The sequence below is a fragment of the Streptomyces montanus genome (genome assembly GCF_005786655.1).
Lineage (GTDB): Bacteria > Actinomycetota > Actinomycetes > Streptomycetales > Streptomycetaceae > Streptomyces > Streptomyces sporangiiformans.
Genome location: NZ_VBZC01000043.1, coordinates 58,520 through 85,128 on the forward strand (window position 1 = coordinate 58,520; position 26,609 = coordinate 85,128).

At 69.4% G+C, this 26,609-nt stretch carries 26 protein-coding genes and 2 tRNA genes; 12 read left to right on the forward strand and 16 right to left on the reverse strand.

Going from position 1 to position 26,609, the window contains the following annotated elements:
* Nucleotides 1–79 precede the first annotated feature (79 nt).
* On the forward strand, nt 80–1,045 hold the full coding sequence (locus tag FE633_RS31910; RefSeq protein ID WP_138048656.1) for a GlxA family transcriptional regulator: 966 nt from the start codon (nt 80–82) through the stop codon (nt 1,043–1,045).
* Nucleotides 1,046–1,066: 21 nt separating this feature from the next.
* Here the strand turns inward: FE633_RS31910 and FE633_RS31915 are convergent, their stop codons facing one another.
* The 8 genes from FE633_RS31915 to FE633_RS31950 form a co-directional block, all read right to left on the reverse strand.
* On the reverse strand, nt 1,067–2,440 hold the full coding sequence (locus FE633_RS31915; RefSeq protein ID WP_138048657.1) for a bifunctional albaflavenone monooxygenase/terpene synthase: 1,374 nt from the start codon (nt 2,438–2,440) through the stop codon (nt 1,067–1,069).
* The gene (gene cyc1 / locus FE633_RS31920) at nt 2,437–3,522 is read right to left on the reverse strand and encodes an epi-isozizaene synthase (protein ID WP_138048658.1); all 1,086 of its coding nucleotides are present in this window, start codon (nt 3,520–3,522) and stop codon (nt 2,437–2,439) included. The genes FE633_RS31915 and cyc1 overlap by 4 nt, the downstream gene beginning before the upstream one ends.
* A gap of 301 nt (nt 3,523–3,823) precedes the next feature.
* Nucleotides 3,824–4,468, reverse strand: coding sequence for a peptide deformylase (def, locus tag FE633_RS31925; RefSeq protein WP_138048659.1), 645 nt, complete (start codon nt 4,466–4,468; stop codon nt 3,824–3,826).
* A gap of 61 nt (nt 4,469–4,529) precedes the next feature.
* Nucleotides 4,530–5,510, reverse strand: coding sequence for a tetratricopeptide repeat protein (locus tag FE633_RS31930; protein ID WP_138048660.1), 981 nt, complete (start codon nt 5,508–5,510; stop codon nt 4,530–4,532).
* 391 nt (nt 5,511–5,901) lie between these two features.
* A complete protein-coding gene (gene rsrA, locus FE633_RS31935; protein WP_119102063.1) occupies nt 5,902–6,204 on the reverse strand; it encodes a mycothiol system anti-sigma-R factor in 303 nt (100 codons plus the stop codon).
* Nucleotides 6,201–6,881: an RNA polymerase sigma factor SigR gene (gene sigR, locus FE633_RS31940; protein ID WP_212747306.1), complete on the reverse strand. Its 681-nt coding sequence runs from the start codon at nt 6,879–6,881 to the stop codon at nt 6,201–6,203. Before sigR ends, rsrA begins: the two co-directional genes overlap by 4 nt.
* A gap of 269 nt (nt 6,882–7,150) precedes the next feature.
* Nucleotides 7,151–7,807, reverse strand: coding sequence for an alpha/beta hydrolase family protein (locus tag FE633_RS31945; protein ID WP_246113927.1), 657 nt, complete (start codon nt 7,805–7,807; stop codon nt 7,151–7,153).
* Between the two features lies 1 nt (nt 7,808).
* A complete protein-coding gene (locus FE633_RS31950; RefSeq protein ID WP_138048662.1) occupies nt 7,809–8,624 on the reverse strand; it encodes an SOS response-associated peptidase in 816 nt (271 codons plus the stop codon).
* A 50-nt stretch (nt 8,625–8,674) separates the two neighbouring features.
* On the opposite strand from FE633_RS31950, the gene FE633_RS31955 reads away from it, so the two are divergent.
* The 4 genes from FE633_RS31955 to FE633_RS31970 all read left to right on the forward strand — a co-directional run bounded on the left by FE633_RS31955 (nt 8,675) and on the right by FE633_RS31970 (nt 12,291).
* Nucleotides 8,675–9,397 (forward strand): M50 family metallopeptidase, encoded by a 723-nt coding sequence (locus FE633_RS31955; RefSeq protein WP_138048663.1) that lies wholly within the window; start codon nt 8,675–8,677, stop codon nt 9,395–9,397.
* Nucleotides 9,398–9,511: 114 nt separating this feature from the next.
* Nucleotides 9,512–10,828 carry a 3-phosphoshikimate 1-carboxyvinyltransferase gene (gene aroA, locus FE633_RS31960; RefSeq protein ID WP_138048664.1) on the forward strand — a complete coding sequence of 439 codons (1,317 nt, stop codon included), beginning with the start codon at nt 9,512–9,514 and terminating at the stop codon, nt 10,826–10,828.
* Nucleotides 10,829–10,844: 16 nt separating this feature from the next.
* Nucleotides 10,845–11,855: a ribosome small subunit-dependent GTPase A gene (gene rsgA / locus FE633_RS31965; protein ID WP_138048665.1), complete on the forward strand. Its 1,011-nt coding sequence runs from the start codon at nt 10,845–10,847 to the stop codon at nt 11,853–11,855.
* A 112-nt stretch (nt 11,856–11,967) separates the two neighbouring features.
* Nucleotides 11,968–12,291 carry a DMT family transporter gene (locus FE633_RS31970; RefSeq protein WP_138048666.1) on the forward strand — a complete coding sequence of 108 codons (324 nt, stop codon included), beginning with the start codon at nt 11,968–11,970 and terminating at the stop codon, nt 12,289–12,291.
* A 77-nt stretch (nt 12,292–12,368) separates the two neighbouring features.
* Here FE633_RS31970 and FE633_RS31975 read toward each other — a convergent pair whose 3' ends face one another.
* Nucleotides 12,369–12,980, reverse strand: coding sequence for a TetR/AcrR family transcriptional regulator (locus FE633_RS31975; protein ID WP_138048667.1), 612 nt, complete (start codon nt 12,978–12,980; stop codon nt 12,369–12,371).
* 224 nt (nt 12,981–13,204) lie between these two features.
* Here FE633_RS31975 and hisN point away from each other — a divergent pair, with 224 nt between their 5' ends.
* The 6 genes from hisN to FE633_RS32005 all read left to right on the forward strand — a co-directional run bounded on the left by hisN (nt 13,205) and on the right by FE633_RS32005 (nt 18,124).
* Nucleotides 13,205–14,005 carry a histidinol-phosphatase gene (hisN, locus tag FE633_RS31980; protein WP_138048668.1) on the forward strand — a complete coding sequence of 267 codons (801 nt, stop codon included), beginning with the start codon at nt 13,205–13,207 and terminating at the stop codon, nt 14,003–14,005.
* A 163-nt stretch (nt 14,006–14,168) separates the two neighbouring features.
* A complete protein-coding gene (locus FE633_RS31985) occupies nt 14,169–14,561 on the forward strand; it encodes a CBS domain-containing protein (RefSeq protein ID WP_119102055.1) in 393 nt (130 codons plus the stop codon).
* A gap of 136 nt (nt 14,562–14,697) precedes the next feature.
* Nucleotides 14,698–15,114, forward strand: coding sequence for a Fur family transcriptional regulator (locus tag FE633_RS31990; RefSeq protein ID WP_138048669.1), 417 nt, complete (start codon nt 14,698–14,700; stop codon nt 15,112–15,114).
* A 219-nt stretch (nt 15,115–15,333) separates the two neighbouring features.
* The gene (locus FE633_RS31995) at nt 15,334–16,101 is read left to right on the forward strand and encodes an ABC transporter ATP-binding protein (RefSeq protein ID WP_138048670.1); all 768 of its coding nucleotides are present in this window, start codon (nt 15,334–15,336) and stop codon (nt 16,099–16,101) included.
* The gene (locus FE633_RS32000) at nt 16,098–16,970 is read left to right on the forward strand and encodes an ABC transporter permease (protein WP_138048671.1); all 873 of its coding nucleotides are present in this window, start codon (nt 16,098–16,100) and stop codon (nt 16,968–16,970) included. The genes FE633_RS31995 and FE633_RS32000 overlap by 4 nt, the downstream gene beginning before the upstream one ends.
* A gap of 74 nt (nt 16,971–17,044) precedes the next feature.
* On the forward strand, nt 17,045–18,124 hold the full coding sequence (locus FE633_RS32005; protein WP_246113929.1) for an ABC transporter substrate-binding protein: 1,080 nt from the start codon (nt 17,045–17,047) through the stop codon (nt 18,122–18,124).
* 64 nt (nt 18,125–18,188) lie between these two features.
* Here the strand turns inward: FE633_RS32005 and FE633_RS32010 are convergent.
* The 4 genes from FE633_RS32010 to FE633_RS32025 all read right to left on the reverse strand — a co-directional run bounded on the left by FE633_RS32010 (nt 18,189) and on the right by FE633_RS32025 (nt 23,788).
* Nucleotides 18,189–18,262: transfer RNA gene (locus FE633_RS32010), tRNA-Met, on the reverse strand.
* 141 nt (nt 18,263–18,403) lie between these two features.
* Nucleotides 18,404–20,497: a tetratricopeptide repeat protein gene (locus FE633_RS32015; RefSeq protein ID WP_138048673.1), complete on the reverse strand. Its 2,094-nt coding sequence runs from the start codon at nt 20,495–20,497 to the stop codon at nt 18,404–18,406.
* 229 nt (nt 20,498–20,726) lie between these two features.
* Nucleotides 20,727–20,800: transfer RNA gene (locus tag FE633_RS32020), tRNA-Met, on the reverse strand.
* A gap of 66 nt (nt 20,801–20,866) precedes the next feature.
* On the reverse strand, nt 20,867–23,788 hold the full coding sequence (locus tag FE633_RS32025; RefSeq protein WP_138048682.1) for a UPF0182 family membrane protein: 2,922 nt from the start codon (nt 23,786–23,788) through the stop codon (nt 20,867–20,869).
* 136 nt (nt 23,789–23,924) lie between these two features.
* Between FE633_RS32025 and FE633_RS32030 the strand changes: the two genes are divergently transcribed.
* Entirely contained in the window at nt 23,925–24,482 is a 558-nt protein-coding gene (locus FE633_RS32030) for a PPA1309 family protein (RefSeq protein WP_246113928.1), read from the forward strand.
* Between the two features lie 69 nt (nt 24,483–24,551).
* On the opposite strand, the gene FE633_RS32035 is transcribed toward FE633_RS32030, so the two are convergent.
* The 3 genes from FE633_RS32035 to FE633_RS32040 form a co-directional block, all read right to left on the reverse strand.
* Nucleotides 24,552–25,646, reverse strand: coding sequence for a YlbL family protein (locus FE633_RS32035; protein WP_138048675.1), 1,095 nt, complete (start codon nt 25,644–25,646; stop codon nt 24,552–24,554).
* Nucleotides 25,647–25,725: 79 nt separating this feature from the next.
* Complete coding sequence (locus FE633_RS47465; RefSeq protein WP_171060192.1) at nt 25,726–25,890, reverse strand: hypothetical protein; 165 nt, start codon at nt 25,888–25,890, stop codon at nt 25,726–25,728.
* A gap of 117 nt (nt 25,891–26,007) precedes the next feature.
* The gene (locus FE633_RS32040; protein WP_138048676.1) at nt 26,008–26,469 is read right to left on the reverse strand and encodes a molybdenum cofactor biosynthesis protein MoaE; all 462 of its coding nucleotides are present in this window, start codon (nt 26,467–26,469) and stop codon (nt 26,008–26,010) included.
* Nucleotides 26,470–26,609 lie beyond the last annotated feature (140 nt).

Sequence of the window (26,609 nt, forward strand, 5' to 3'; positions counted from 1 at the left end):
CGCCGGTTGCTCCTTACCGTCAGTGGCAGGACTGCCGTACGCCCTCGAATTCCTGCCAGGCCTCGGGCACACTGGCAGCATGCTGAACAACGTGGCCGTCATCCTGCTCGACGGCGTACATCCCTTCGAACTGGGTGTCGTGTGCGAGGTGTTCGGCCTCGACCGCAGTGACGAGGGCCTTCCGGTGTACGACTTCGCGGTCGCCTCGGCGGAAGGCCCGACGCTCAGCACCCACGCCGGGTTCTCGGTCTCCGTGCCGTACGGTCTCGAACGGCTCGAAGAGGCCGACCTGATCGCCGTCCCGGCCGGGAGCAACTACATCGGGCGCACCTACCCGCCCGAGCTGCTCGACGCCCTGCGCCGGGCCGCCGACCGCGGCACGCGGGTGCTCAGTGTCTGCTCCGGCGTCTTCGTGCTGGGCGCCGCCGGGCTCCTCGACGGGCGGCGCTGCACCGTTCACTGGCGGCATGCGGACGAGCTCGCCCGGCGCCATCCACGGGCGATCGTCGAACCCGACGTGCTGTACGTGGACGAGGACCCGGTCGTCACCTCGGCCGGCACGGCCGCCGGGATCGACGCCTGTCTGCACATCGTCCGCAAGGAGCAGGGCCCCGAGGTCGCCAACGCCATCGCGCGCCGCATGGTCGTGCCACCGCACCGCGCCGGCGGCCAGGCCCAGTACGTGGAGCGGCCGCTGCCGCGCTCGCGGTGCGACACGGTCGGCGAGGTGCTCGTCTGGATGGAGCGTCATCTCGACGAGGAGGTGACCGTCGAACAGCTCGCCGCCCGTGCGCACATGTCCCCGCGTACGTTCGCGCGCCGCTTCCAGCAGGAGACGGGCACCACCCCGTACCGCTGGATCCTGCGCCAACGGGTGCTGCTGGCCCAGCGGTTGCTGGAGGCCACCGACGAGACGATGGACGCGATCGCGGACCGCACCGGGTTCGGGACGGCGGCCGCGCTGCGCCACCAGTTCGTACGGTCGCTGGGGACGACCCCGCAGGCGTACCGGCGCACGTTCAGGGGCCCTGAGGCAGCCGCCTGAACGTGCGCCGGCCGCTCGGGCTCAGAGCGGTATGGGCTTCAGCAGCAGCCGGTTCGGCCGCAGCGTGATGCCGACCCGTGGCGCGCCGTTGGACTCGGGCACGTGCTCGAAGCGCCACTTGGACGCCACCGTCGCCGTGATGAGCGTCAGCTGGGCCATCGAGAAGTGGTCACCGGGGCACTTCCGGTTGCCCACACCGAACGGCCTCATCGCGTACTTCGGCACGTCCTTGGAGCGTTCCGGAAGCCAGCGGTCCGGGTCGAACTCCAGGTGCCGCTCGTACGAACGCGGATCGCGCTGGATCGCATACGGGCTGTACACGATGTCGGCCCCGGCTGGAATGCGATAGCCGCCGAGTTCGGTTTCGGTCACCGCCCGCCGCGTCAGAATCCATACGGCGGGACGCAGTCGCATCGTCTCGACGATGACATTGTTCGTGTGGGACAGCTTCCTGATGTCGCCGAATGCGACAGGCCGACCGCCCCCCGTGACGGATTCAGCCTCTTCGCGGATCCTGGCGGCGTGATCCGGGTGTTCGGTGAGCACGTGCAGGAGCGACACGACCATTGAGGCGATGGTTTCGCCGCCGGGAGTGAGTATCGCGACGACCTGGTCGTGGATCTCCTGTTCGCTGATGGGGTCGCCATTCCCGTCCTTCGCCTCCAGCAACGCCGTCAGCAAATCGTCCGGCTTTTGACCGGATGAGCGACGCTCGGCGATGATCTCGTCGACGACCAGATGCAGATCGGCCAATGCTCGGTTGAATCTGCGATTGGCGGGAATTGGCAGCCCATAGAGCGGTCCGGCCGGGATCACCATGCGCCGGTACATGCCGCGGAACACCGTGGCGAGCGCGACGCACAGTCGCTCGGCCCGCTCGTCCATGAACTCGATGCGCAGCAAGCAGCGTGCCGCGACGCGGACGGCGACCCGGAACGCCTCCGACGTACAGTCGATCGTCTCCCCGGGCTGCCACCGTGCGGCGAACGCGTACGCCTCCTCCTCCATCACCGAGGCGTACTCGGGGATGGCCTCGAGCCGGAACGCGGGCTGGATCGTCCGCCGCTGGCGCCGGTGCATCGGCCCGTTGGCGGTCGCCACGCCGTTCTTGCCCAGCAGGCCTTCCAGGGACTCCCACAGGGGTCCGCCGATCTCGTAGGCGGGGCTCAGCGCCAGCGCCCCGGTGAGGGCCGGCGTGGTGACGGCGTACACCGTCTTCGGGCCCAGCCTGAGCCGGACGACGTCACCGTGGTCACGCAGCCGGGCCAGGAAGCCCAGCGGGTCGCGCATCAGTTTCCAGCCGTGCCCGAGGCCCGGGACACCGCCTCCCGCGAGGGGCGGAGTACATGGCTCCGGTATCTGAACGGCTTCCGGCCCGACTGACTCGACGGTCATTTCTCACCTGCCGTTTCGTTGTTGACGTACGGGGGTGTCGACCGGTCGTCCCAGCTGTCGACTCTGTACCGGCCGGACTCGTGGTGGAACCAGTACACGGAACTGAACCAGTTCCGCATATTGAAAAGACAGACCCGCACGGCATCCGCCAATTCCGCACCCTGCGCGGACCCATCGTCGAGTCGGTCGGCGTACCGCAATACCTCCTGTTCGACGACGACGAATTCAGCGATGCCTCCCTCGATACGGCGCCGGACTTCCTTCACGGCCTCTTCCAGCGACATTCCCTCATGATGAATGAGGCTGATTCCGAGATTGTGAACCTCGTCGCCCGCGATTTCCTTGGGGAGCGAACAGAGATCGTTGTACCAGGCGGCGAAATCCTGGCACAGAAGGGCCGCCCGCCGGTATGCGGGATTTCGCAGTACGGCATTGGGGAGTTCGTACTCCGCACTCGGCTCCAGGAGGTCCAGCCAGATCCAGTGCGCGAACGTCAGCCGCCGCAGGACCAGATAGTCCTGGACGGTCGGGACGATACCCACCGTGCGATTGCGGAATTCCCGGTCGTACGCCTCGATGACCGCGTGGAAGTGCCGGGCGAAGCGGGCGTTCCACTTCCTGCTCAGATACGAGTACAGCCGCACCACGCTGTCCGCGAACCCCGCGACCAGGGGATCCTGGTGATGCAGATGGTCCCGGGGGGAGTCGAGGGCCGCGTGCAGCCGCTGCTTGAGCAGCCGCCAGGCCGCGGGCCTTCTGTGGATCACATCGCGGTCGTGGCGGTCGTCCCAGACGAAGAACCACGCGCTGTAGTCCGCTATCGCCTGGAGGACGTCGTCGGGCGCGCCAATGTAGTAGCCCGCCATCAAGTCCGTATAGCACAGCTCATCGGCATATGCCGCGACCTTGTCCGCCGGCATGAGGCGCTTTTCCAGGAGCCAGGCCCGGGTCTTCTCCTGAAGCCTCGGCCAATACGGGTGGAGTTGACGGGGAAACTCGGTCTCGATCACCGGGAGAGAGAGCGCCGGTGGAACCGCGACCGTCGTGTGCGTCGATGTGGTGCTCTGTGGGAAAGCAGGCACGAACAACCCCTCTCAGCCGCCTGTGACGACACGCCCCTCCCGCGCCGGGCGTGCGCCGTTGCATATCCCCGCGCTTCTCATTCAGCACCACAACTGACTGCTGTGGGAACAGATTTGCACCACTCACTACCCCATGGCGCCGAGAACGTCCTCTTGCGTGACTGAATTTAGATCTCCTGCGAGCACATCGGATCGACGCGGGATCCCCTGTACGACGGACAGACGAACGACGCCTGGCCGGGGGAGAGATCCCCGACCAGGCGTCGTCATCCGAAGCTCGGTGGTGGCGTCAGGTGTGGCGTCAGTCGTTGGCCACGACCGGGTAGCGCGGTTCGTTCTCGGCCATCTGCCGCAGCGCGTCCTTGCGTTCGCGCTTGGAGAGCCGGTCGATGTAGAGGTAGCCGTACAGGTGGTCCGTCTCGTGCTGCAGGCAGCGCGCGAAGTAGCCCGTGCCACGCACCTTTATCGGGTTGCCCTTCTCGTCCTGCCCGGTGACCTCGGCGTAGTCGGGTCGGGCGAGCGACGCGTACGCGGTGGGCACCGAGAGGCAGCCCTCGTTGCTGTCGTCCAGGCGGCGCCTGTCCGCGGGCAACTCGACGAGAACGGGGTTGCAGACCACTCCGACATGGCGCCGGCCCTCGTCGTCCCCGCAGTCGTAGACGAAGACCTTCAGGTCGACGCCGATCTGGTTGGCGGCCAGGCCGACGCCCTCGGCGGTGCGCTGGCTGGCGAACATGTCGTCGACGAGCTTGGCCAGGTCGTCGCCGAACTCCGTGACGTCCCTGCACTCCTTGTGCAGCACGGGGTTCCCGACGACCGTGATGGGCCGCGAGGTGCCGCGCTCACGGTAGGCCGTCTCACGCTCCTCACAGTCCTCGGTGTCGATGACGAAGCCGTCGTCGTCCACGGGGAGCACCCCGCTCTGCTCTGTCTCCTGCTGCGCCATGACCGACGTACGCCTTCCTGAATCCTGAGAAAATCTGCGGGCAACAGCCTACGGGCTGCGCTCAGCAGACCTCCTCCAGATCCCGCCAGTCACGGGATTCCGGGCTGTCCGCGACCCAGCCGTCGAGCAGGCCGCGCACCAGTGAGGCGGGCGCCGCGAGGCCGCACTCGCGCTCGGGCACCCACAGCTGCCCGTCGGTGCGGTGGCCGAGCGGGCCGGGGTGGCCGGGTTCGCTGTGGTCGTGCGGGTCCAGGTGCTCGCCGTCGCCCTCGTCGGAGGGCATCCGGGACTCCGAGCACATACGGCACAGCAGCCGCACGGAGGACGACCAGTCCTCGGCGGCGAACCCCGCGTCGGCCGCGAGCCGCTCCAGGGCGTCCCGGTCGTCCTCGGTCGCCGCCTCCAGGAGTACGACCCAGGTGGGGACCGGCGAGGGCGCCCACAGCTCGATCTCGTCGAAGACGGGATAGGCGTGCCCGGCGGCCGTGGTCCGCTCACCGTGCGGGACGCCGTCGTGCAGCACGACCTCGCCCCAGCGCCGCCCGGAGGACGGCAGCGGAATGGACAGCACCTCGATCCGGGCCGGGTCCAGCCTGCGCCCCCACACGACCTCGGCCTCGCCCTCGGGCGACAGCCGTACGGCCGCACTGCCGAGCTCCATCCCGACGGGCTCGCCGGACGCGGTGGCGCCGCCGGGCACTCGCAGCCCGTACGCCTGCCAGGCGCGGCGTGCGAGGGGCCAGTCCTGCAGGGCGGTGGCCGCGATGCCCACGTTCCACCAATCAGGGGCCCCGGTCTCCCGGTCGAGCAGCGCCACGGCCCTGAGTCCGGCCGCTCGCGCCTGCTCCCAGTCGTGCCGGAACTTGTGCAGCAGGGCGAGGTTGAACCAGGACTCGGACAGCCAGGGCTCCAGGTCCGCCGCACGTGTGAGCAGCGCGCCCGCGTCCTCGTACCGACCGTCACCGATCAGCGTGAACGCGCGGTCGGTGGCCTGCCGCCATGAGGCCGAGGGCCGGTGCCGTCCCTTGCCGAAGATCCTCACGATTCCCGCCTGCCAGTTCGTCGAAGAGCGTGCAGCCTCGGGCTGGACTGTGCCCCCTGATGTCCTCTTCCTCGCATCCAACCACGTACGGTCGGACAGGCGCTCATTACCCATGGGTTACCCACCCAAGGGCAAGGTCAGACGACCTCTGGACACCACTGTGGCCGACAACCTGTCCGAAGGATCAGGGTCGGAATACCCATAACTCCGCGGGCGACACTCACCGGCTCTCTCGGCCTGGCGGGGGCCCGGACGCACATCCGGACGGCGACGCCCACGGACACCCCTGCCCGGCGAACCCACGGGCCCTCCCGTCAGGCGCTGTTCATGGGTGTCCGCGGCCTGACGGTGCCTGCCGGCCCTTCCGGCCGGCGCTGTTCACGACTCCGAGTCAGGACTCCTGCGGCGAGGCCGTGACGTCGTGCTCGGGCACGGCCTGGCCGGAACGGATCAGCTCGATACGGCCCATGACCTTCGAGCGCAGGTCGGTCGGCACGTCGTCCTGACCGCAGCACCGCTTGACCAGCTTCTTCACGGCCTGCTCGAGACCGTACTTCTCCAGGCACGGCGAGCATTCCTCGAAGTGCTGCTCGAACTTGGTGCAATCACTGTCGGGCATCTCGTGGTCGAGGAACTCGTAGAGATGATCGAGTACTTCACTGCAGTCCGTCTCGTGCGGCTCTCCGCAGCTCATGACCCCGAGCCTTTCGTTCCGTCCGACTCCCCGGCGCCCGCCGGGACCAGGCCGCGGTCCTTGGCGTAGTCCTCGAGCATGCCGCGCAGTTGGCGGCGACCCCGGTGCAGCCGGGACATCACCGTACCGATGGGTGTCCCCATGATGTCCGCGATCTCCTTGTACGCAAAGCCCTCTACGTCGGCGAGATAGACGGCGATGCGGAACTCCTCGGGGATCGCCTGGAGAGCTTCCTTGACGTCCGAGTCGGGCAGGTGATCGAGCGCCTGCGACTCGGCGGAACGCAGACCCGTCGACATGTGCGACTCGGCGCGCGCGAGCTGCCAGTCCTCGATCTCCTCGGCGGCGGAGCGCTGGGGCTCGCGCTGCTTCTTCCGATACGAGTTGATGAACGTGTTGGTGAGGATCCGGTACAGCCAGGCCTTCAGGTTGGTGCCCTCACGGAACTGGTGGAAGGACGCGTACGCCTTCGCATACGTCTCCTGCACCAGGTCCTCGGCGTCGGCGGGGTTGCGCGTCATACGCAGCGCGGCCGAGTACATCTGGTCGAGGAATTCCAGCGCGTCCCGCTCGAAGCGCGCGCTGCGCTCGGCTGCCGACTCGCCGCTGCCCTGGCCCTCGGGCTGCTCCGACTGGCCGTGTTCGGTCCCTGCGTCGGTCCCAGCGACCGGACCCACCTCCTCCAGAGTCTGGGCAGAACCGAGACCGGCCCTACCAGAATCGGAGGATAGACGACGATCCGGTCCCTCCGCCGCTCGAATAGGGGTGCTCTTCGCCGCGTGCAGCACCGTCCAGTCCAGCTCAGCGCTGCTGCTACGGCTCGGGCAAATGGTCGAACCCATGCGGCGGACTTCCTCTCGTACGAACGGCAAGCACTCGGTGACGAGTACGTCAATCCGCCACAACAGACATCGCCAGCGCAACATTCCCGCACCGTGACCGCAGCTCACTCAAGTGACGCGAGCCACTTCACGACCCCGTCGGTGAGGATCTTCAGCGCCTCGTCCTGCCCGATCTCCGCGCGCTTGGGCACGGCGAAACCGTGATCTCCGTACGGCACCTCGACGAGGTCGTACGCGCCGTACGGGAACTCCGCCGGCTTCCCGAACGGGTCGTTGCCGCCCTGGACGACCAGGGTGGGCACGCCGGCGCCGAGCAGTTCCTCGGCGCGCGACTTCTCCGGCTTGCCCGGCGGGTGCAGGGGGAAGCCGAGCGCCAGAACGGCGCGGGCGCCGAGTTCGGCGGCCGTCCGGCAGGCGACGCGCGCTCCGGCGCTGCGACCGCCCGCGACGACCGGCAGGCCGGGCCGGGCGAGCGCGGGCCAGATCCCGCGCCAGCCGACGTCGAGCGTCTTCGGGGCGGGCGCCAGCTTCTTCCCGGCGACTCTCCAGGGCTGTTCCACCAGGGCGACGGTCACGCCGTGCGCGGGAAGCTCTGCGGCGAGGGCCCTCAGGTCCCGCGCCTCGATCCCGCCTCCCGCCCCGTGGCTCAGCGCCAGCACGAGCCGTGCCTTCTTCGCCTTGTGCCAGGTGACGCGGGCCGTGCCCGCGTCCGTCTCCACGGTCTCGCCCGCGATCTTGTCCACGCGTTTGTTCTGCGTCACATCAGAAGAGTGTGCCCTCTTCGGGGCCCTCCAGCTCCTTCAGCAGCTCCGGCCCGTTGTTGCGCACGTTGCTCACCGCCGAGGAGACGGGGTACGCCCGCATCAGCCCCGGCAGGGGCGGTGCCAGCAGGGAGCGCAGGTCCTCGACGTCCGTACGGGAGGGGTCGAGCCAGGAGTCCCAGCGGTCGGGGGTGAGCATCAGGGGCATACGGGGGTGGATGTCGGCCAGGGCGCGCGGGCCGTCGGCGGGGGCCACCGCGAGGGGCGTCGTCTCCGCCTCGGTCGTGATGACGGAGCATGTGACCCACCAGGCCCGCGGATGGTCGTCCGGCAGCGTCTTGTCCCGCCAGAACTCGTAGAGCCCGGCCATCGCGAAGACGGAACCGTCGGCGGGCAGCACGAAGTACGGCTGCTTGCGCGGCCGCTTCTTCTTGCCCTCGACCTCCAGATCGCGCTCGGCGGTCCCGGTCACCCACTCGTAATAGCCGTCCGCGGGGATGACGCAGCGCCTGCTCGAGAAGGCCCGCCGGTACGAGGGCTTCTCGTGCACGGTCTCCGCACGGGCGTTGATCATCCGCGCGCCGCCCTCGGGGGTTTTCGACCAGGACGGCACGAGGCCCCACTTGAGCCTGCGCAACTGGCGAACCGGCTTCGGGTCCGCCGCGTCCCTCAGAGGACGGTCGAGCACCGCATAGACGTCCTTGGTCGGAGCCACGTTGTAGTCGGGCGCGAGGGTCTCCTCGGGCTCCCACTTCTCGATCTCAAAGATTCCTGCGAGATCCTCTGGCCTACGACTCGATGCATACCGTCCGCACATACGTGCAACACTGCCAGATTCCGCGTCACCCAGAGGAGCCCCCACAGACAATGGAAGCCACCGCAACCACCTCACTGGCCACCCTCTGGGACGAGGTGTTCGGCAGTCAGCCCGACCCCGACACCTGGGTCGTCCTCGCCACCATGGGCGCCGCCCTCGCGTTGATCGTCCCCCAGGGCATCTGGAGGCTCTCGCGCAACGCCATCACGATCGCCCACGAGGGCGGCCACGGTCTGGTCGCGCTGCTCACCGGCCGCAGCCTCAGCGGCATACGGCTGCACTCCGACACCAGCGGCCTCACCGTCAGCCGTGGCAAGCCGACCGGCATCGGCATGATCCTGACCGCGGCCTCGGGCTACACCGCTCCCCCGCTGCTGGGCCTCGGCGGGGCCGCGCTCCTCGCCGAGGGGCACATCACGGCGCTGCTGTGGCTGGCCACACTGCTGCTCGTGGCGATGCTGGTGATGATCCGCAACGCGTACGGCGCGCTCACGATGATCATCACCGGCGGCACGTTCCTGCTCGTCTCGTGGCTGGCCGGGCCCCAGGTGCAGGCGGCCTTCGCGTACGCCGTCGTCTGGTTCCTGCTGCTCGGCGGCGTACGACCGGCCTTCGAGCTCCAGGCCAAGCGCAGCCGCGGCGGCGCGGGCGACTCGGACGCGGACCAGCTGTCACGCCTCACCCACGTCCCGGCCGGAATGTGGCTGTTCCTCTTCCACACGGTGTCCCTGTGCTCACTGATAGGCGGCGGCCGCTGGCTGCTACAGCTCTGACGCGCTCCGTAAGGGGCGCGGGGCTGTTTTCGGACGTATACGGCTCCGCCGCGCGGGCGCGACCAGCCACAACGCTCCCGCACCCGAACGATGGCCTCCTTATACAGTGGGGCCATGGCCCCGAACCCCGCACACACCGCCCTCTGGCCCGCCCCGCACGCGAGCGGAGCCGTCGACGCGACGGTCCACGTGCCCGGGTCCAAGTCGGTCACCAACCGCGCGCTCGTCCTGGCCGCCCTCGCGGCCGAGCCCGGCTGGCTGCGCCGCCCGCTGCGCTCCCGCGACACCCTGCTGATGGCCGGTGCCCTGCGCGCTCTGGGCGTCGGCATCGAGGAGGGCGTCGGTCCGGACGGCTCGGGCGAGGCCTGGCGCGTCATCCCCTCGGGCCTGCGCGGCCCGGCCACGGTCGACGTCGGGAACGCCGGGACCGTGATGCGCTTCCTGCCCCCGGTCGCCGCGCTCGCGGACGGCCCCATCCGCTTCGACGGCGATCCGCGTTCGCACGAGCGCCCCCTGCACGGCGTGATCGACGCCCTGCGCGTCCTCGGTGCCCGTATCGACGACGACGGGCGCGGCTCGCTGCCGCTGACCGTGCACGGCGGCGGGGCCGTGGAGGGCGGCCCGGTGGAGATCGACGCGTCCTCGTCCTCCCAGTTCGTCTCGGCGCTCCTGCTGTCCGGACCGCGCTTCAACCAGGGCGTCGAGGTACGGCACACCGGCTCGACGCTCCCTTCCATGCCGCACATCCGGATGACCGTCGACATGCTCCGGTCGATCGGCGCCCAGGTGGACACCCCGGAGTCGGGCGGCGAGCCGAACGTCTGGCGGGTCACGCCCGGCGCGCTGCTCGGCCGCGATCTGACGGTCGAGCCTGACCTGTCGAACGCCCAGCCGTTCCTCGCGGCCGCCCTGGTCACCGGCGGCCGGGTCGTCGTCCCCGACTGGCCCGTGCGCACCACCCAGCCGGGTGACAAGCTGCGTGAGATCTTCACCGAGATGGGCGGCTCCTGCGAACTGACGGACCAGGGCCTGGAGTTCACCGGCTCAGGCGCGATCCACGGCATCGATGTGGACCTCGGCGAGGTGGGTGAGCTGACCCCCGGCATCGCGGCGGTCGCGGCCCTCGCCGACTCGCCCTCCACCCTTCGGGGCGTGGCTCACCTGCGCCTGCACGAGACGGACCGGCTGGCCGCGCTCACCAAGGAGATCAACGAACTGGGCGGCGACGTGACCGAGATCGCCGACGGTCTGCACATCCGCCCGCGCCCGCTGCACGGCGGGGTCTTCCACACGTACGACGACCACCGCATGGCCACCGCGGGCGCGATCATCGGTCTCGCCGTGCCGGACGTACAGATCGAGAACGTGGCGACGACGGCGAAGACCCTGCCGGACTTCCCCCAGCTGTGGACCGGGATGCTCGGGAACTGACGGGCGGACACGGACCATGCGCCGCTACGGCAAGCACACCGACGAGGACGACATCCGCAGCCGCCCGGGACGCAAGGGCAGCCGGCCGCGGACCAACATCCGGCCCAAGCACGAGGACGCGGCGGAGGGCATGGTCCTCACCGTGGACCGGGGCCGGCTGACGTGCCTCGTCGAGGACCGTGTCGTATATGCGATGAAGGCCCGCGAACTGGGCCGCAAGGCCGCGATCGTCGGCGACCGGGTGTCCCTCGTCGGTGACCTGTCCGGCAAGAAGGACACCTTGGCCCGCATCGTCCGTATCTCCGAGCGGACATCGGTGCTGCGGCGCACGGCTGACGACGACGATCCGTACGAGCGTGTGGTCGTCGCGAACGCCGACCAGCTGGCGATCGTGACGGCCCTCGCCGATCCCGAGCCGCGCCCGCGGCTGATCGACCGGTGTCTGGTCGCGGCGTACGACGGCGGGCTCGACCCGCTGCTGGTGCTCACCAAGTCGGACCTGGCCCCTCCCGACGAACTCCTTGAGCTGTACGGGGCGTTGGGTGTTCCGTACGTCGTGACCAGCCGTACGGAGCTGGAGAGCGGGGAGGCGGTGGACCGCGTGCGCAAACAGCTGGACGGCAAGATCACGGCGTTCGTGGGGCACTCGGGCGTCGGCAAGACGACGCTGGTCAACGCACTGGTGGCGCGGGAGCGACGGCGTTTGACGGGGCATGTCAACGCGGTGACGGGTCGCGGTCGGCACACGACGACGTCGGCGCTCGCACTGCCGTTGCCGGACGACGACGGGTGGCTGATCGACACACCGGGCCTACGGTCCTTCGGACTGCACCACGTGGACCCGTCCCGGGTCATCCAGGCCTTCCCGGACCTGGAGCCGGGGACCGAGGGCTGCCCGCGCGCGTGCAGCCACGACGAGCCGGACTGCGCGCTGGACGAGTGGGTGTCCGAAGGCCACGCGGACCCGGCCCGGCTCTACTCGCTGCGCAGGCTGCTCGCTACGCGTGAGCGGCGGGAGGGCGACTGATCGCCGCGTGACCTCAGTGTTGTTTGCGTCCCCGCCATGACGGTAAAGGCATAATCGCACCAAGCAGGACCCAAGCCATACGAAGCGGTCACGAAGCGTGGGAGGGCATCACATGGCGTGGCTGCTGGTGATCGTGGCCGGATTCCTCGAGACCGGCTTCGCGGTCTGCCTGAAGCTCTCGCACGGCTTCACCCGTCTGTGGCCCACGGTCGCCTTCTGCATCTTCGCCCTCGGCAGCTTCGGTCTGCTCACCCTGGCCCTCAGACGCCTCGACGTCGGCCCCGCGTATGCCGTCTGGACCGGCATCGGCGCGGCCGGCACCGCCATCTACGGCATGATCTTCCTCGGCGACCTGGTCTCCACACTGAAGATCGTGTCGATCTCACTGGTGATCGTGGGCGTGATCGGCCTGCAGCTGTCGGGCGGGGCGCACTAGATGCCGTCCGGCGCGCCAGAGCCTGCCCGGCGCGCCTAGGCAAGCAATGTCCGCCCGCGCCCGCGCCCGCGGCAGCGTCAGTTCATCGCCCGCACGGTCGACAACGTGTCCCGGATCAAGGTGGCGGTCCCGCCCTCCCCGGCCGGGGCGAGCACACACGACAAGCCGATCCGCATCACCAGCTCGCACGCCCGCGCAAGCTCCGCCGACTGGGACTTCGGGGTCCCCGGCGCGGCCAGCACGGCCACGGCACGGTCCCGTACGAGCTGCACGAAGTCCACGGGCGACGGCAACGGCCCGTCGGCCCGCCGCTGCGCCGGAACCGCTGAGGACGACGGTACGGCGGACAGCGTCGGCGAGGGCAGCCGCTCGCCCCAGCACCCGGTGAGCATGGCCCGCACCAGCGCGTTCCCCCGCGCCGCCGCCGCGGTCCACTCCACGGCGGCGACCAGCCGCTCCCGTGGCTCGGCATGGCTCACGAGCGCACGCTCCACGCCCGCGAGATAGGCGTCGGCCTCCCGGCGCACGAGGGCCCGTGCGAGCCCCTCCTTGCTGCCGAACTCGTTGTAGAGGGTCTGCCGGGACACCCCGGCCTCGGCAGCGACGTCGACCATCCGCACGGCGGACCACGGACGCCGTGCGAGCGCCGTGTAGGCGGCGTCCAAGAGGGATTCCCGTGCTGCAGGCATCGTCGCCTCCCTGGGGCGATCGGCTCTGCGCTTCAGAGTTGACGCGCACCGGGTCACTGTCAAGGGCGGCGACGGCGCCGCAGAGGCGCATCGCGCCCGCCAGGGGCGCGGGGATGCGGCATCACGCGGCTGCGCCGCGTGGGTGCGACCAGCCACAGTCGGCCCGCATTTTGGGACGGCGCCCGGCCTTCATTCCGTTTCCCGCGGAGCGATACGGTTCGGTCATGCCCGACTATCGCGATGACCTGCGCTTTGCCCATGTCCTGGCGGACGCCGCTGACGCAGCGACCATGGACCGCTTCAAGGCGCTCGACCTCAAGGTCGAGACCAAGCCGGACATGACGCCGGTGAGCGAGGCCGACAAGGCCGCCGAGGAGCTCATCCGCGGTCAGCTCCAACGGGCACGACCACGGGACGCGATCCTCGGCGAGGAGTACGGCATGGAGGGCACGGGCCCGCGCCGCTGGGTGATCGACCCGATCGACGGCACCAAGAACTACGTACGCGGCGTCCCCGTCTGGGCCACACTGATCTCCCTGATGGAGGCGGGCGAGGGCGGCTTCCAGCCGGTCGTCGGCGTCGTCTCGGCGCCCGCGCTGGGCCGCCGCTGGTGGGCCGCGAAAGGCCACGGCGCGTTCTCCGGGCGCAGCCTTTCCACCGCGACCCGGCTCCACGTCTCGCGCGTCTCGCGCATGTCGGACGCGTCCTTCGCGTACTCCTCGCTGAGCGGCTGGGAGGCGCAGAGCCGGCTGGACGGCTTCATGGACCTGACCCGCGAGGTGTGGCGCACCCGCGCGTACGGCGACTTCTGGCCGTACATGATGGTCGCGGAGGGCTCCGTCGACATCTGCGCCGAGCCCGAGCTGTCGCTGTGGGACATGGCCGCGACCGCGATCGTCGTGACCGAGGCGGGCGGCAGCTTCACCGGCCTCGACGGCCGCGAGGGTCCGCACAGCGGCAACGCGGCCGCGTCGAACGGCCTCCTCCACGATGAGCTGCTGGGGTATCTCAACCAGCGCTACTGAGGCCACCGGCGCCGCCTGGGCGCCAACCGGAAGACGGCGCGCCCCACGGTGTTCGTGCGCGCCCTCTTGTTGACCCTCCCTTTAGCTGCGACTCTGAGAGTCCCCCCACTTGTGAACTTGTGAATCCAGGCGCAAGCCGGATTCCTAGGAGGTGGCTCCATCCATGCTCGTCCGTGACGCCATGAGCACGGTGGTCCTCACCATCGGACCCGCTCACACCCTTCGGCAGGCCGCCGCACTGATGTCCGCGCGCCACGTCGGCGCGGCCGTGGTCCTCGACCCCGACGACAGCGGGATCGGCATCCTCACCGAACGCGACATCCTCAACTCCGTCGGCCTGGGCCAGAGCCCGGACGCCGAGCGGGCCCACGCCCACACCACCACCGACGTCGTCTTCGCCGCGCCCTCCTGGACGCTGGAGGAGGCAGCACACGCCATGACACACGGCGGCTTCCGGCATCTGATCGTCCTCGACCACGGCGAGCCCGTCGGCATCGTCTCGGTCCGCGACATCATCCGCTGCTGGTCCCCCATGCGACAGCACGCGCCGGCCTGAGCAGGGCGGGCATGCGCACAGGCATGCAAGCAGGCAGACAGGCAGGGCGGGAGGCATTGGACAATATCCAAGTCCGGGGAGGTTCTAAAGTCGCACCCATTCGAGGTGGAGTTTCCCTGCTGTTAGGCTCGTCTTTATGAGCGACCTGTTGGAACGCCTGCGCGGACGCGGCTGGCGCATGACCGCGCAGCGGCGTGTCGTGGCCGAGGTCCTCGACGGCGATCACGTCCATCTGACGGCCGACGAGGTACATGCGCGCGCCGTCTCCAAGCTGCCCGAGATCTCCCGCGCGACCGTCTACAACACTCTGGGCGAGCTGGTCTCACTCGGTGAGGTCCGCGAGGTGGCCACGGACCAGCGCGCCAAGCGGTACGACCCGAACGCGCACCGGCCGCACCACCACCTGGTCTGCGCCCAGTGCGGAGCGATCCGCGACGTCCACCCGAGCGGCAACCCACTGGCCGAACTTCCCGACTCCGAGCGCTTCGGCTTCACGATCTCGGGCGTCGAGGTGACGTACCGAGGCGTGTGCCCGAACTGCACGGCCGCCTGATCCGCAGCGGGCCCTCCCCTTCTCGTCCTTCCCGGCCCTTTCCCGAAGCCCCGGCACCTGTTCGGCGCCGGGGCTTCGTGCTGCGGCCGCACGGAATCTCCGCGCACAGCCCTCACAAGTCAGCCGCCCGATCTGATGCGCACACCTTCCCGAATCTGACGACCCGTCATATCGTCAACGGCGCCCACCAGTCCGTACCGCACTCCGCCAGGAGACACCGTGGGAGAGCCGCACCCGAAACTCGAAGCCACCGATCTGAGCCGGACCTTCGGCCGGGGCTCCGCCGCCGTGGACGCCCTGGGCCCGCTGGACCTGACCGTCGCCCCCGGCGAGTTCGTCTGCATCGTCGGCCCGTCCGGCTGTGGAAAGTCCACCCTCCTCCGTATCGCCGGAGGCCTGCTGCGCCCCAGCACCGGTGAGTTGGCGATCCGCACGAGCAGCCCGCGCCCGGCCGCCATGATCTTCCAGGACTACGGGATCTACGACTGGAAGACCGTCCTGTCGAACGTCCGCTTCGGCCTCGACATCCAGCGCGTCCCGCGCCGCGAGGCGAACGCCCGTGCCCGCGACTGGCTCGCGCGCATGGGGCTGGCGGACTTCGCCTCCGGGTACCCCGCCACCCTGTCCGGCGGTATGCGCCAGCGCGTGGCGATCGCCCGCGCGCTCGCCGTGGAGCCCGAAATCCTGCTGATGGACGAGCCGTTCGCGGCACTGGACGCCCAGCTGCGCACGATCCTCCAGGACGAGCTCCTGGAGCTCACCCAGACCACCCGCACCACCACGCTCTTCATCACCCACAGCCTGGAGGAGGCGATCGTCCTCGGCGACCGCGTCCTCGTGATGTCCGCGCGCCCGGGCCGGATCATCGCCGAACGCCACCCGCCGTTCCCCCGCCCGCGCTCCGGTGAGGTCCGTTCGGCCCCTGAGTTCACCGCCCTGAAGAGCGAGTTGTGGGAGCTGCTGCGCCCGGAGGCGGTGCCCGCATGAACACGGCCCTACGCAAGGAACGTACCGATGCGGCGGCGGTCCTGGTCCGCCGCCCGGGCCCAGGGGAGCTGCACCCCGTACGCACCCACCGCAGGCGCCGCACCCTCGAGCTGTCCCTCGCGGTTGCCGTGCCCCTCGTGCTGGTCCTGCTGTGGCAACTGGCCACCGCCCAGGCCTGGATCGACGACCGGGTCTACCCGGCACCGTCCACGATTCTGGCCGACGGCTGGGACCGCGCGGCCGCCGGCGACCTGTGGCCGGACGTACGCGCCACCCTCAAGCGCGTACTCGCCGGATACGCGATCGGCACCCTCTCGGGCTATGCGCTGGGCCTGCTGATGGGCTCGCTCTCCCTCGTACGCGCGGCACTCGAGCCCCTACTGGACGCCCTGTACGTCGTGCCCAAGCTGGCCCTGCTGCCGATCTTCCTGAACATGTTCGGCCTCGGGGAGGGCCCGCAGGTGGCGCTGGTGGCGGCCACGGTCTTCTTCTTCGTGTGGATTTCCACGATGTCGGCGGTGATGGCGATACCTTCCGGCTATCGCGACGCGGGACAGGTCTTCGGGGCCTCGCCCTGGCAGATGTTCCGGCATGTGCTGCTGCCCGCTTCCCTGCCCGCGGTCCTGGTGGGCGCGCGGATCGCTGCGGGCGTGGCGGTGCTGGTCATCGTCGCCTCGGAGCAGATCGCCGCGGCGAACGGCCTGGGCCATCTGATCTTCGACTCGCGCGCGCTCTTCCAGAACGACGTGATGTTCGTCGGCATCGTCTGCGTCGCCGTGCTCGGCGTCGTCTTCTCCGAACTGGTACGGATCCTGGGGCGGTTGCTCACTCCGTGGGCGCCGCGCGACCGCGGGCGGGGGCAGTCATGAGGGTTTCCGATTCTGCAGTCGCGAGGCGTGCCGCATTCGGTGCCGTGCTGGTCGCGGGCTCGCTGCTGGCCTCGATGGGGTGTACTTCTCAGGACTCCGGGGCGGGTGCCGGTCCCGCGAAGCCGCGCACCATCAAGGCGGTGCCGGGCTGCGACGGAGCCAGTTGGACGGACCCGGCCGACCTGTCCGCGGACCGCTCACCCGCGCGCTGTTCCACGGGCGCGCCGGCCCCGCGGCCCCTGGCCGAGACGCGGAAACTGACGATCGCGACGGGCACGCTCAGCGCGGAATATGTGGCTCCGCTCCAAGTGGCCGTGGAGAAGGGAGAGTTCAAGAAAGAGGGCCTGGACGTCACGCTGAAGGTGCTGCCCACGCCCGACGCGCTTCCCCTGCTCGCCAAGGGCGACATCGACGCGCAGTGGGCCGCTCCCGAGGCCGCCGTGATCAACGGCGTCAACGGCGGCTTCGACATCAAGTGGGTCGCCGGGAACTTCTCGCCCGACCCGAAGTCGAAGAGCGGCCTGTGGGTGCGGCTGAAGGACGGCGAGCGCGCGTCCCACGTCCCCATGGCCGGACGCAAGCTCGGCACGATGATCGGCAAGGGGTCGGTCATCGCGTACCCGATGAACACGTCCCTGAAAAAGCACGGCGGCGGCCTCGACAAGATCCAGTTCCAGCAGCTGGGCTCGGCCGACGTGCTCACCGCCCTGCGGAACGGCGGCGTCGACTCCGCCTGGCTCCTCGATCCGGTCTGGCGCAAGGTCGACGGGGACGCCCGCTACGCCTTCCTCGGGGGTCAGCCCGCGGGCGAGCCGCTGGGCGGCATGCTGTTCGGCCCGAACCTGCTGAAGGACGACGTGGACGCGGGGGTCGCGCTGCTGAGGGCGTACATCCGCACGATCAACACGTACTTCGCCGACGACTACAAGAAGGACCCGGCGTTCACAGCCATGCTGGCCAGGCTTCTGAAAACGGACCGTGCGGTCCTGGAGTCGACTCCCTCGCTGCGTATGGACTGGGAGATCCGCTCGGCCACGACGGACCGCCTCCAGTCCGCGTACCGCGCGGCGGGCGTCTCGGAGGGGGCTGCCCTCCCGGAGTCCCGCCTGGTCAACCGCTCGCTGTACGCGGAGGCGGTGGGCCATCGGCCCTGACCTTCCCTTCCGGAACACACACCGAAGGCCCGGAACCCATCGGTTCCGGGCCTTCGGCCTTCAGTAGCGGGGACAGGATTTGAACCTGCGACCTCTGGGTTATGAGCCCAGCGAGCTACCGAGCTGCTCCACCCCGCGTCGGTGAACTGAACAGTACGTCAACACCAAGGACCACTGCAAATCGCTTTCACCGTCCCCGGGCTGCGGGGCCGGAAAGCCGCCCCAGCAGCCCCCGCAGCCCCGGCAGCCCTGGAAGCCCCGGCCGCCTCAGGCGCCCCCTCAGGCGGACAGCTCCTCCTGCAACGCATCGCGAAGCCGGGCCGCACGTTCGGCGACCTCAGAGGGCCCGAGTGAGACCGCCCGATCCGCCCAACGCTGCCCTTCCGCGAGCTCTCCCCGACGCGCGTAGACCAGCGCAAGCCGCAACGCCGCCCGCCCATGCCCCGCATTGGCGGCCCGGGTCCACCACAACGCGGCCTCGGGCTCGCTCCCCTCCCGGGCGAGCAGCAGCCCAAGGTTGAATGCGCCGTTCCGCGATCCGGCCTCCGCCGCCTCGCGATACCAGCGCGCCGCCTCGACCACGTCCCCCCGCGCCGACGCCAGCATCCCGACCCGCACCTGGGCCCGCCGGTGCCCCTGAGAAGCCGCGCGCTCGTACCACTCCTCGCACTCGCTCCTCTCGGTCGCCGGCTCCCCCAGCTCGTGCGCGGGCGGGGTCGGCCGCCGTGCGTCGAGCACCGCGGCGAGCCGATACGCGGCCTCCGCGCTCCCGCCGCCGGCGGCGCACCGCAGATGCCGCTCGGCGGCGCGATCGTCGCCGTCACGCAGCCGCGCGATCCCGACCTGGAGGGCGGCCTCGGTGTGTCCGGCGGCGGCGGCCCGCTCGTACCACCGCAGCGCCGCGTCCTCCTCACGCCGCCCCGCGTGCAGGATCCCGAGGTTGAAGGCGGCGTCGACGCTGCCGGACTCGGCGGCCTTGGAGAACCACGGCTCGGCCCCGGCCGCGTCGCCGACCTGCAGCAACAGGATCGCCAGCGCGTTCGCCGCCTCACGGTGTCCCGCGTACGCCGCGCGCCGGTACCACTGCTCGGCCTGCCCGGTCCGCCCCTGCTCGGCGCAGAGCAGCCCGAGGTTGTACGCGCCGTTCACATCTCCGGCGTCCATCGCGGCGCGGTACCAGCGCTCGGCGGTCTGCGTCTCGGCGCGCTCGGCGTGCAGCGCCCCCAGGGCGTTGGCGGCGTTCCCGTCGCCGTCCTGGGCGGCCCGCAGCCACCACACGGCGGCGCTCTCGGTGTCGCCGGCGTCGCGCAGCAGGAACCCGAGCGCACAGGCGGCCCGCGCCTCGCCGTCCTTGGCGGACGTCAGATACCAGCGCCCGGCCTCCTTCAGCTCCCCGCGCTTCTCCAGGATGGCCCCGAGGTGCAGCGCTGCCCTGCGGTGCCCCCGCGCGGCCGCCTGCCGGTACCACTGCTCGGCCTCCGCGCAGGCGGACATCCCGGCCTTCGACGGCCCGGCGTTGGACGACCCATCGCTGGACGCCCCATCGCTGGACGACGCAGCTTTGGACGACCCGGCCTCGGACAGCTCCGCCTCAGGGACCCCGGCATCCGACGACCCGGCCTCGGGCAGCCCCGCATCCGGCCCCCCGGAAGAGGACGCCTCAGCATCCAACGCCCCTGCAAGGGACACCGCGGCATGGGACATCCCTGCACCGGATACCCGTGCATCGGATCCCCCTGCATCCACCGGCCCGGTGTCCACCGACCTGGCATCCACGACACCGCCGTCAGTGCCCCGCTTCCCCGCGCTCTCTCGGGCGGCCCGCCGGTCCAGCGCGCGGGCGAGCCGGTACGCCGCCTCCCGGTGCCCCCGCTCGGCGGCCGCCCGCATCCACTCCTCGCCGGCGGCGGCGTCGCCGCGGTGCTCGAGGAGGTCGGCGAGCGCGTACGCACCGAGGACGTGCCCCTGCTCGGCGGACTGGCGCAGCCAGTACTCGGCGGCGGGCTCGTCCCCGCGCTCACGGTGGTGGCGTCCGAGCGCGTGCGCGGCGGCCGCGGATCCGGCGACGGCGGCGATCCGCCACCAACCGGCGGCCTCGTCGGCGTATCCGCGCTGGTGCAGGAGGACACCCAGGTTGTTGGCGGCGGCACGGTCACCGGCCGCGGTGGCAGCACGAAGCTGAGGCTCGGCTCCGTCGAGATCGCCGCGGCGGAGCAGCATGGCTCCGAGGACACTCATCGCCTCGACGTCGCCGGCTTCCGCGGCGAGCCGTTGGCGTGCCTCCTCCACAGCCTCGCCGGCCTCATCCCGGTCGGAAGGCTGCACAAACCGCCCTGTCTCCAACAGAGTTGCCTTGTCCCCCATAACGTCCATCGTCGCACCACCTGCAACCTGGGTACACCTGGTATACCGCAGTCAGTGAGGTCACTACAGCGTTTTGTCGACTTGCCCACAGAGAGACAAGTGAAACACAGTTTCCCCAACTCCCACCCCAAGGCGCGGCCTTCGTCACGACGGCACTGGTCAGCCAGCGGAACCCAGGAACGATCCGGACATGACGAAGGGCCCGAATCCCTTGAGGATTCGGGCCCTTCGTCTTCAGTAGCGGGGACAGGATTTGAACCTGCGACCTCTGGGTTATGAGCCCAGCGAGCTACCGAGCTGCTCCACCCCGCGCCGTTGTTCTGCAACCGTATCACGGCGCGGGGGTGGGGTTTTACCGCCCAGCTGCTCGGCGGCTACTCAGCCGCTTCCACCACTCTCTTCACTGTTGTTGTCGCTGTTGCCGCCGCTCCCACCACCGGTGTTGTCGGCCTGGGACTGGGCGTCCTCTGCCCGCTGCAGCGCGTCCTCAAGATCCTTCTGCGCGCGGCCGTACGCCTCCCAGTCGCCCTTCTTGAGGGCTTCCTGGCCTTGGCTGTAGGCCTTCTGGGCGTCGTCGAGCGCCTCTTGGACCGTCGCGTTGCCCGTGGCCGGCGGTGGCTTGGTCGTGTCCTCGTCCGGTGGCTCGGGAGTCGTGCCCTCCGTACCGAAGACCTTGTCGAGCGCCTCGCCGAGCGTGTCCTCGAAGGCGGTGTTGCCTCCGTAGGTCACCAACACCTTGCGCAACAGCGGGTACCTGAGTCCGCCACCCTTGACGTAGACAGGCTCCACATAGAGCAGTCCTCCGTCGAGCGGGACCGTCATCAAGTTGCCGTACTCGACTTGCGAGTCACCACCGCTCAGCAGCTTGATGGACTCGGCGATGGACGGCTCGGAGTTGAACTGGCTCTGCACCCGTTTCGGTCCGTCGATCGTTCGGCCCGTCGGCAGCTTCAGAATTCTGATCTTGCCGTAACCGGGCGTGCCCGCCTCGGCGTTGACGGACATGAAGGCACTCAGGTTGTCCCGGCCGTTCGGTGTGAGCGTCGTCGTCAGCGAGAAGGCCTGGGCCTGCTCACCCGGCATCTTCATGCTCAGGTAGTACGGCGGCACGGCGTCGCCCGATTTGTTCGTCGGGTCGTCCGGGACCTGCCACACCTCACTGCCGCTGAGGAACGTCGTCGCGTCCTGCACGTGATAGCGGGTCAGCAGCTCGCGCTGGACCTTGAACAGATCCTGCGGATACCGCAGATGGTCCATGAGGGTCTTCGGGATGTCGGCCTTCGGCTTCACCGTCCCGGGGAAGGCCTTCTTCCAGGTCTTCAGTACCGGGTCCTTGGTGTCCCACTCGTAGAGCGTGACCTTGCCGGTGTACGCGTCGACGGTCGCCTTCACCGAGTTGCGGATGTAGTTGACCTGGTTCTGCTGGGCCACCACCGCCCGCTGGTTGTTGGCAGCGGTCAGGGAGTCGGCCGTCGTGTCGCCGAGGGTGGTGCGGGAGGCGTACGGATAGCCGTTGGTGGTCGTGTACGCGTCGACGATCCACTGGATCTTCCCGCCGACGACCGCCGGGTAGGCGTCGCCGTCGATGGTCAGCCAGGGGGCGACCGCCTCGACCCGCTCCTTGGGGGTGCGGTTGTAGAGGATTCGCGAACCCTCGCCGATCGCACCGGAGTACAGCATCTGCGGCTCGTTGAACGCCACCGCGTACGCGGCACGGTTGACCGGGTTGGAGAGGTTGACCCCGCTGTCGCCCTTGTAGCTGGTGGTCTTCTCGCCGCTGTCGTCCGAGTAGTCGATCTCCTTCTGGGGACCGCCGACGATCGAGTACTGGGTGGTCTTCTCCCCGTAGTAGACCCGCTGCTGGTACTTGCCGAGGTCGCCCTTTGACGGCAGGTCGTACTCGGTGAAGACCGGGCGACCCTCGTTGTCGGCCGAGGTGCCCTCGGCCGTGACGGCGCCGTATCCGTGCGTGTAACGGAAGTGGTCGTTGATCCAGTTGTTCTTCGGGATGCCGTCGAGGTTCAGCTCGCGCAGACCGATGACCGTGTCCTGGTCCTTGCCGTTCTTGCTGTACCGGTCGACGTCCAGGTTGGTCGGGAACCCGTAGTAGTTACGGACCTGCTGGAGCTGCTGGAACGTCGGGGACACGACGTTGGGGTCCATCAGGCGGATGCTCGCCGTGGCGTTGGCGTCCTCGCGCAGCTTGGTCTTGTCGTCGGTGTCGCTCGTGCCGGCGTAGTCGCTGACCTGCGTGCCATCGATCCCGTACGCATCGCGGGTCGCCTTGAGGTTCTTGTCGACGTACGGCGCTTCCTTGGCCTGCTCGTTGGGCTGGACCTGGAACTTCTGGACGATCGCCGGGTAGAGACCGCCGATGAGGATCGCCGAGAGCACCATCAGGCCGAAGCCGATGACAGGCAGCTGCCAGGTGCGCCGCCACAGGGTCGCGAAGAACAGCAGGGCGCAGATGATGGCGATGATGAACAGGATGGTCTTGGCGGGCAGATACGCGTTCGCGTCGACGTACCTGAGGCCCGTCCAGTTGCCCGTCGCCTTGAAGTCACTGGACTTCACGGCGAGTCCGTACCGGTCGAGCCAGTACGCGACCGCCTTCAGCGCGACGAACAGGCCCAGCAGCACCGAGAGATGACCGGTGGCCGCGGCCGTGGCACGCGCGCCGGGGCTGGTGACCCGCAGTCCGCCGTACAGATAGTGGGTCAGCGCGGCGGCGATGAGGGACAGGATCGCGGCGGCGAAGCCGAAGCCCAGCAGGAAGCGGTACCAGGGCAGGTCGAAGGCGTAGAAGGCGACGTCGAGATGGAACTGCGGGTCCTTCTGGTTGAAGGGAACGCCGTTCACCCACATCAGCCACGTACGCCACTGGCCGGCCGCGGAGGCGCCCGCGATCAGCCCGACGAGGGCGGTGATCCCGAGCAGGATCCACTTCTTGTACGGAGCCACACCCATGCGGTAGCGGTCGAGGCTCTGCTGCTCCATCGACATGGCGCTCAGCGGCGGCCTGAGCCGGTGGGCCAGCCAGACGTTCACGCCGACGGCCATGGCCATCAGCAGTCCGAAGACGAAGAACAGCCCGATCTTGGTCCACAGGGTCGTCGTGAAGACGGATGAGTACTTGACCGACCGATACCAGAGCCAATCCGTCCAGAACCCCGCGAACATGACGAACGCCATGGCCAGCACGGCCAGGACGCCCAGCGTCATGAGCAGAGTCCGGACGCGTCGGGACGGTCGGCCCACTCTGATCCGTGGCCCCGTCGGGCCTCCGCCGCGGTCCGGCATCTGGAAAGCCAAGGTGCGCACCTCGAAGTTCGCTGTTGGTGTCTTGGGCCCGGCGAGCGCGGGGCCACATCTATGCAACTTACTGATGCTTTACTCGGTTCCCGGTTCCGGGGTCGAACGAGGCAGGATTGTGACCATGTCCAACACCGCCTCCACAGGCACGCCCATGGCGGCCGGCCCTCTGACCCGCGCCGTGCTCGAGATCGACGAGTACGTCTCCGGACTCGGCTGGGACCAGCCCGCCCGACTCTTCGCCCTCGTCGACACCGCTCAACTGCGCTCCCAGGAGCCGGGTCTCGCGAAGCGCCTCGGCATCGGCGACGACGCGGCCGACGGCGCTCTCACCCCCATCGAACAGGACGAACTCCCCGCGGGCACCCCGCTGGACGAGTTCCTCGGCACCATCGCCTGGCCCGACGCCGTGGCCGGCTGCGCCCTGTCCGTGGAGCGGCTGATGCTGCCGCCGTCCGCGGAAGCGTCCGTACCGGACGGCCTCGACGAGGAACATCTGGCGAAGTGGGTCGCCGAGCACCCCGAGCGCCAGGAGGTCCGGATGACCGTCGCGGTGCTGCGCGGCGGGAAGCGCGAGTCGGCGCTGCGGCTGCGCGAGAAGGACTCGGCGACCGAGGTCCTCACCGGGTCCGACCTGGTACCGGGGCTGGCCGAGGCTCTGACGGCGACGTTCGCGGAGTAGTACTGCTGGGGCCTGTGTCGACCTGGCCGTGATCCGCTGGGGAGCACCTGGCTCTTGGTGCGGCAGCACCTAGCTCTTGGTGCACTCGGGCAGGTCGGCCGTGTCTCCGCCGCGGATGTCCTTGAGCGCGTTCATCGCGTCGTCCATGGTGTCGACCTTGACGAGCGTGAGTCCCTTGGGGATGTCGCGGGCGGCGGCCGCGCAGTTGTCCTTGGGCGTCAGGAAGTACCGGGCGCCCTTCTCGCGGGCGCCGACCGTCTTCATCTCGATGCCGCCGATGGGGCCGACCTTGCCGTCGTCGTCGATGGTGCCGGTGCCGGCCACGAACGTGCCGCCGGTGAGGTCACCCGGGGTGAGCTTGTCGACGATGCCGAGGGCGAACATCAGGCCTGCGCTCGGCCCGCCCACATCGGCGAGCTTGATGTCGATGGCGAACGGGAACGTGTGGTCGGTGCCGGCCGCGATGCCGACGATCGCGCGCTCCTTACCCTCGTCGTTCGACTTCGTCGTGGTGATCGTGAGGTTCTCGGTGCGGGTGGCCGTCTTGTTCGCCTTCTCGGCGGCGGCCTGCTCCTTGGCGGGCACGATGGTGAAGACGACCTTTTCACCCGGCTTGTGCTTGGTGACCAGCTTGGCGACCTCGTCGTACGCCTTGACCGGCGTACCGTCCACGCTCTTGATCACGTCGCCCGCGTGCAGCTTGCCCTCGGCCGGACTGTCCTTGAGCACCGAGGAGACGATGGTCCAGGACTTCACCGGGATGTCCAGCTCCTCGAGGGCCGCGACCTTGGCGCTCTCCTGGGACTGGCTGAACTCCTCGGCGTTCTCCTGCGTCGACTGCTCCTCCGTCTTGCCGTTGGGGTAGAGCGTGTCGTGCGGAACCACCTTGTTGTCATGCGCCAGCCAGCCGTACACGGCCTCGACAAGGTTCATGTTGTACTCGGCGCTCGTGACCCGGACCGTGGTCATGTTGAGGTGACCGGTCGCCGGGTAGGTCTTGCGACCGGAGATCTGAAGCACCGGCTCGCCGTCGTGATCGCCGAGCGTGTTCACCGTCGGGCCCGGTGACATCTCCGAATACGGCACTTTGATGAAGACTCCCGCGCACAGGAGCGCGATCAGCATCAGGGTGGAGGCGAGCATCGTCGCGGTGCGGCGTGGCATGGAACGACAGTACGGGACCACCCTGTAAGCGCACCGTCGGGGCCGCCCGTACGGGGCCTCAGGGACCGGTCAGGCCTGGTCAGGCGTCCGTGTGCGACTTCTCCATGGCCTCACGGAAGCGCGTGTAGCCCGCGAGCTCGGTGCCGTCACCGGACGTCTTCCTGTTCCGGCCCACCCAGGTTCCCCACAGTCCGGCACCGATCGCAGCCAAAAACGGAATCAGCAACCACGCGAGCACCGCCATGCCGACCTCCCAACCCCATGAGCGACCGCAACTGACTGATCAGCAGATTAACCATCCACCTGGTCAACGCTCACGGCAGGGGTGGGGTTACGCAACCGGAAGACGGGCGCGTACGGATCAGCAGGCGCCGACCCATTCCTCCGTACCGTCGGAGAACTTCTGGTGCTTCCAGATGGGCACTTCGTGCTTCAGGTCGTCGATCAACTTGCGGCAGGCTTCGAAGGCCTCGCCGCGGTGCGGGCAGGAGACGGCGACGACGACGGCAAGGTCGCCGACCGCGAGGTCGCCGACCCGGTGAACGGCCGCGAGCGCCCGCACCGGATACTCGGCGACGACCTTCTCCGCGATCCGCCGCATCTCCGACTCGGCACTGGGGTGGCAGGAGTAGCCGAGCGCGTCTACGCCCGCTCCCCCGTCGTGGTTCCTGACCGTCCCCACGAACAGCGCGGTCCCTCCGGCGGCCTCGTCCCCGACAGCACGGAAGACCTCGTCCACGGAAAGGGCCGTCTCCCGGATCGCCAGCAGCTTGATGGGATCCGGCGCCGCCTGTTCACCTGGATGACCGTTCGTCTGTTCCATACGCCCATCGTGCCCCACCCCACCGACAACACGGAACAGCGCTCCAGGGGTCGGCCGCCACGCGCGCGTGCCGCCCGGCGCCCGGGGCGCGGCGTCCGGGGCGCGGCGTCCGGCGTCCGACGTCCGGGGGGGCGAGGCCC

Coding starts and splice junctions, on each gene's coding strand:
- FE633_RS31910 (WP_138048656.1), top strand. CDS start 80: ATGCTGAACAACGTGGCCGTCATCCTGCTCGACGGCGTACATCCCTTC.
- FE633_RS31915 (WP_138048657.1), bottom strand. CDS start 2,440: ATGACCGTCGAGTCAGTCGGGCCGGAAGCCGTTCAGATACCGGAGCCA.
- def (WP_138048659.1), bottom strand. CDS start 4,468: ATGGCGCAGCAGGAGACAGAGCAGAGCGGGGTGCTCCCCGTGGACGAC.
- rsrA (WP_119102063.1), bottom strand. CDS start 6,204: ATGAGCTGCGGAGAGCCGCACGAGACGGACTGCAGTGAAGTACTCGAT.
- FE633_RS31950 (WP_138048662.1), bottom strand. CDS start 8,624: ATGTGCGGACGGTATGCATCGAGTCGTAGGCCAGAGGATCTCGCAGGA.
- FE633_RS31955 (WP_138048663.1), top strand. CDS start 8,675: ATGGAAGCCACCGCAACCACCTCACTGGCCACCCTCTGGGACGAGGTG.
- aroA (WP_138048664.1), top strand. CDS start 9,512: ATGGCCCCGAACCCCGCACACACCGCCCTCTGGCCCGCCCCGCACGCG.
- rsgA (WP_138048665.1), top strand. CDS start 10,845: ATGCGCCGCTACGGCAAGCACACCGACGAGGACGACATCCGCAGCCGC.
- FE633_RS31970 (WP_138048666.1), top strand. CDS start 11,968: ATGGCGTGGCTGCTGGTGATCGTGGCCGGATTCCTCGAGACCGGCTTC.
- FE633_RS31975 (WP_138048667.1), bottom strand. CDS start 12,980: ATGCCTGCAGCACGGGAATCCCTCTTGGACGCCGCCTACACGGCGCTC.
- hisN (WP_138048668.1), top strand. CDS start 13,205: ATGCCCGACTATCGCGATGACCTGCGCTTTGCCCATGTCCTGGCGGAC.
- FE633_RS31985 (WP_119102055.1), top strand. CDS start 14,169: ATGCTCGTCCGTGACGCCATGAGCACGGTGGTCCTCACCATCGGACCC.
- FE633_RS31990 (WP_138048669.1), top strand. CDS start 14,698: ATGAGCGACCTGTTGGAACGCCTGCGCGGACGCGGCTGGCGCATGACC.
- FE633_RS32000 (WP_138048671.1), top strand. CDS start 16,098: ATGAACACGGCCCTACGCAAGGAACGTACCGATGCGGCGGCGGTCCTG.
- FE633_RS32005 (WP_246113929.1), top strand. CDS start 17,045: ATGGGGTGTACTTCTCAGGACTCCGGGGCGGGTGCCGGTCCCGCGAAG.
- FE633_RS32015 (WP_138048673.1), bottom strand. CDS start 20,497: ATGGACGTTATGGGGGACAAGGCAACTCTGTTGGAGACAGGGCGGTTT.
- FE633_RS32025 (WP_138048682.1), bottom strand. CDS start 23,788: ATGCCGGACCGCGGCGGAGGCCCGACGGGGCCACGGATCAGAGTGGGC.
- FE633_RS32030 (WP_246113928.1), top strand. CDS start 23,925: ATGTCCAACACCGCCTCCACAGGCACGCCCATGGCGGCCGGCCCTCTG.
- FE633_RS32035 (WP_138048675.1), bottom strand. CDS start 25,646: ATGCCACGCCGCACCGCGACGATGCTCGCCTCCACCCTGATGCTGATC.
- FE633_RS47465 (WP_171060192.1), bottom strand. CDS start 25,890: ATGGCGGTGCTCGCGTGGTTGCTGATTCCGTTTTTGGCTGCGATCGGT.
- FE633_RS32040 (WP_138048676.1), bottom strand. CDS start 26,469: ATGGAACAGACGAACGGTCATCCAGGTGAACAGGCGGCGCCGGATCCC.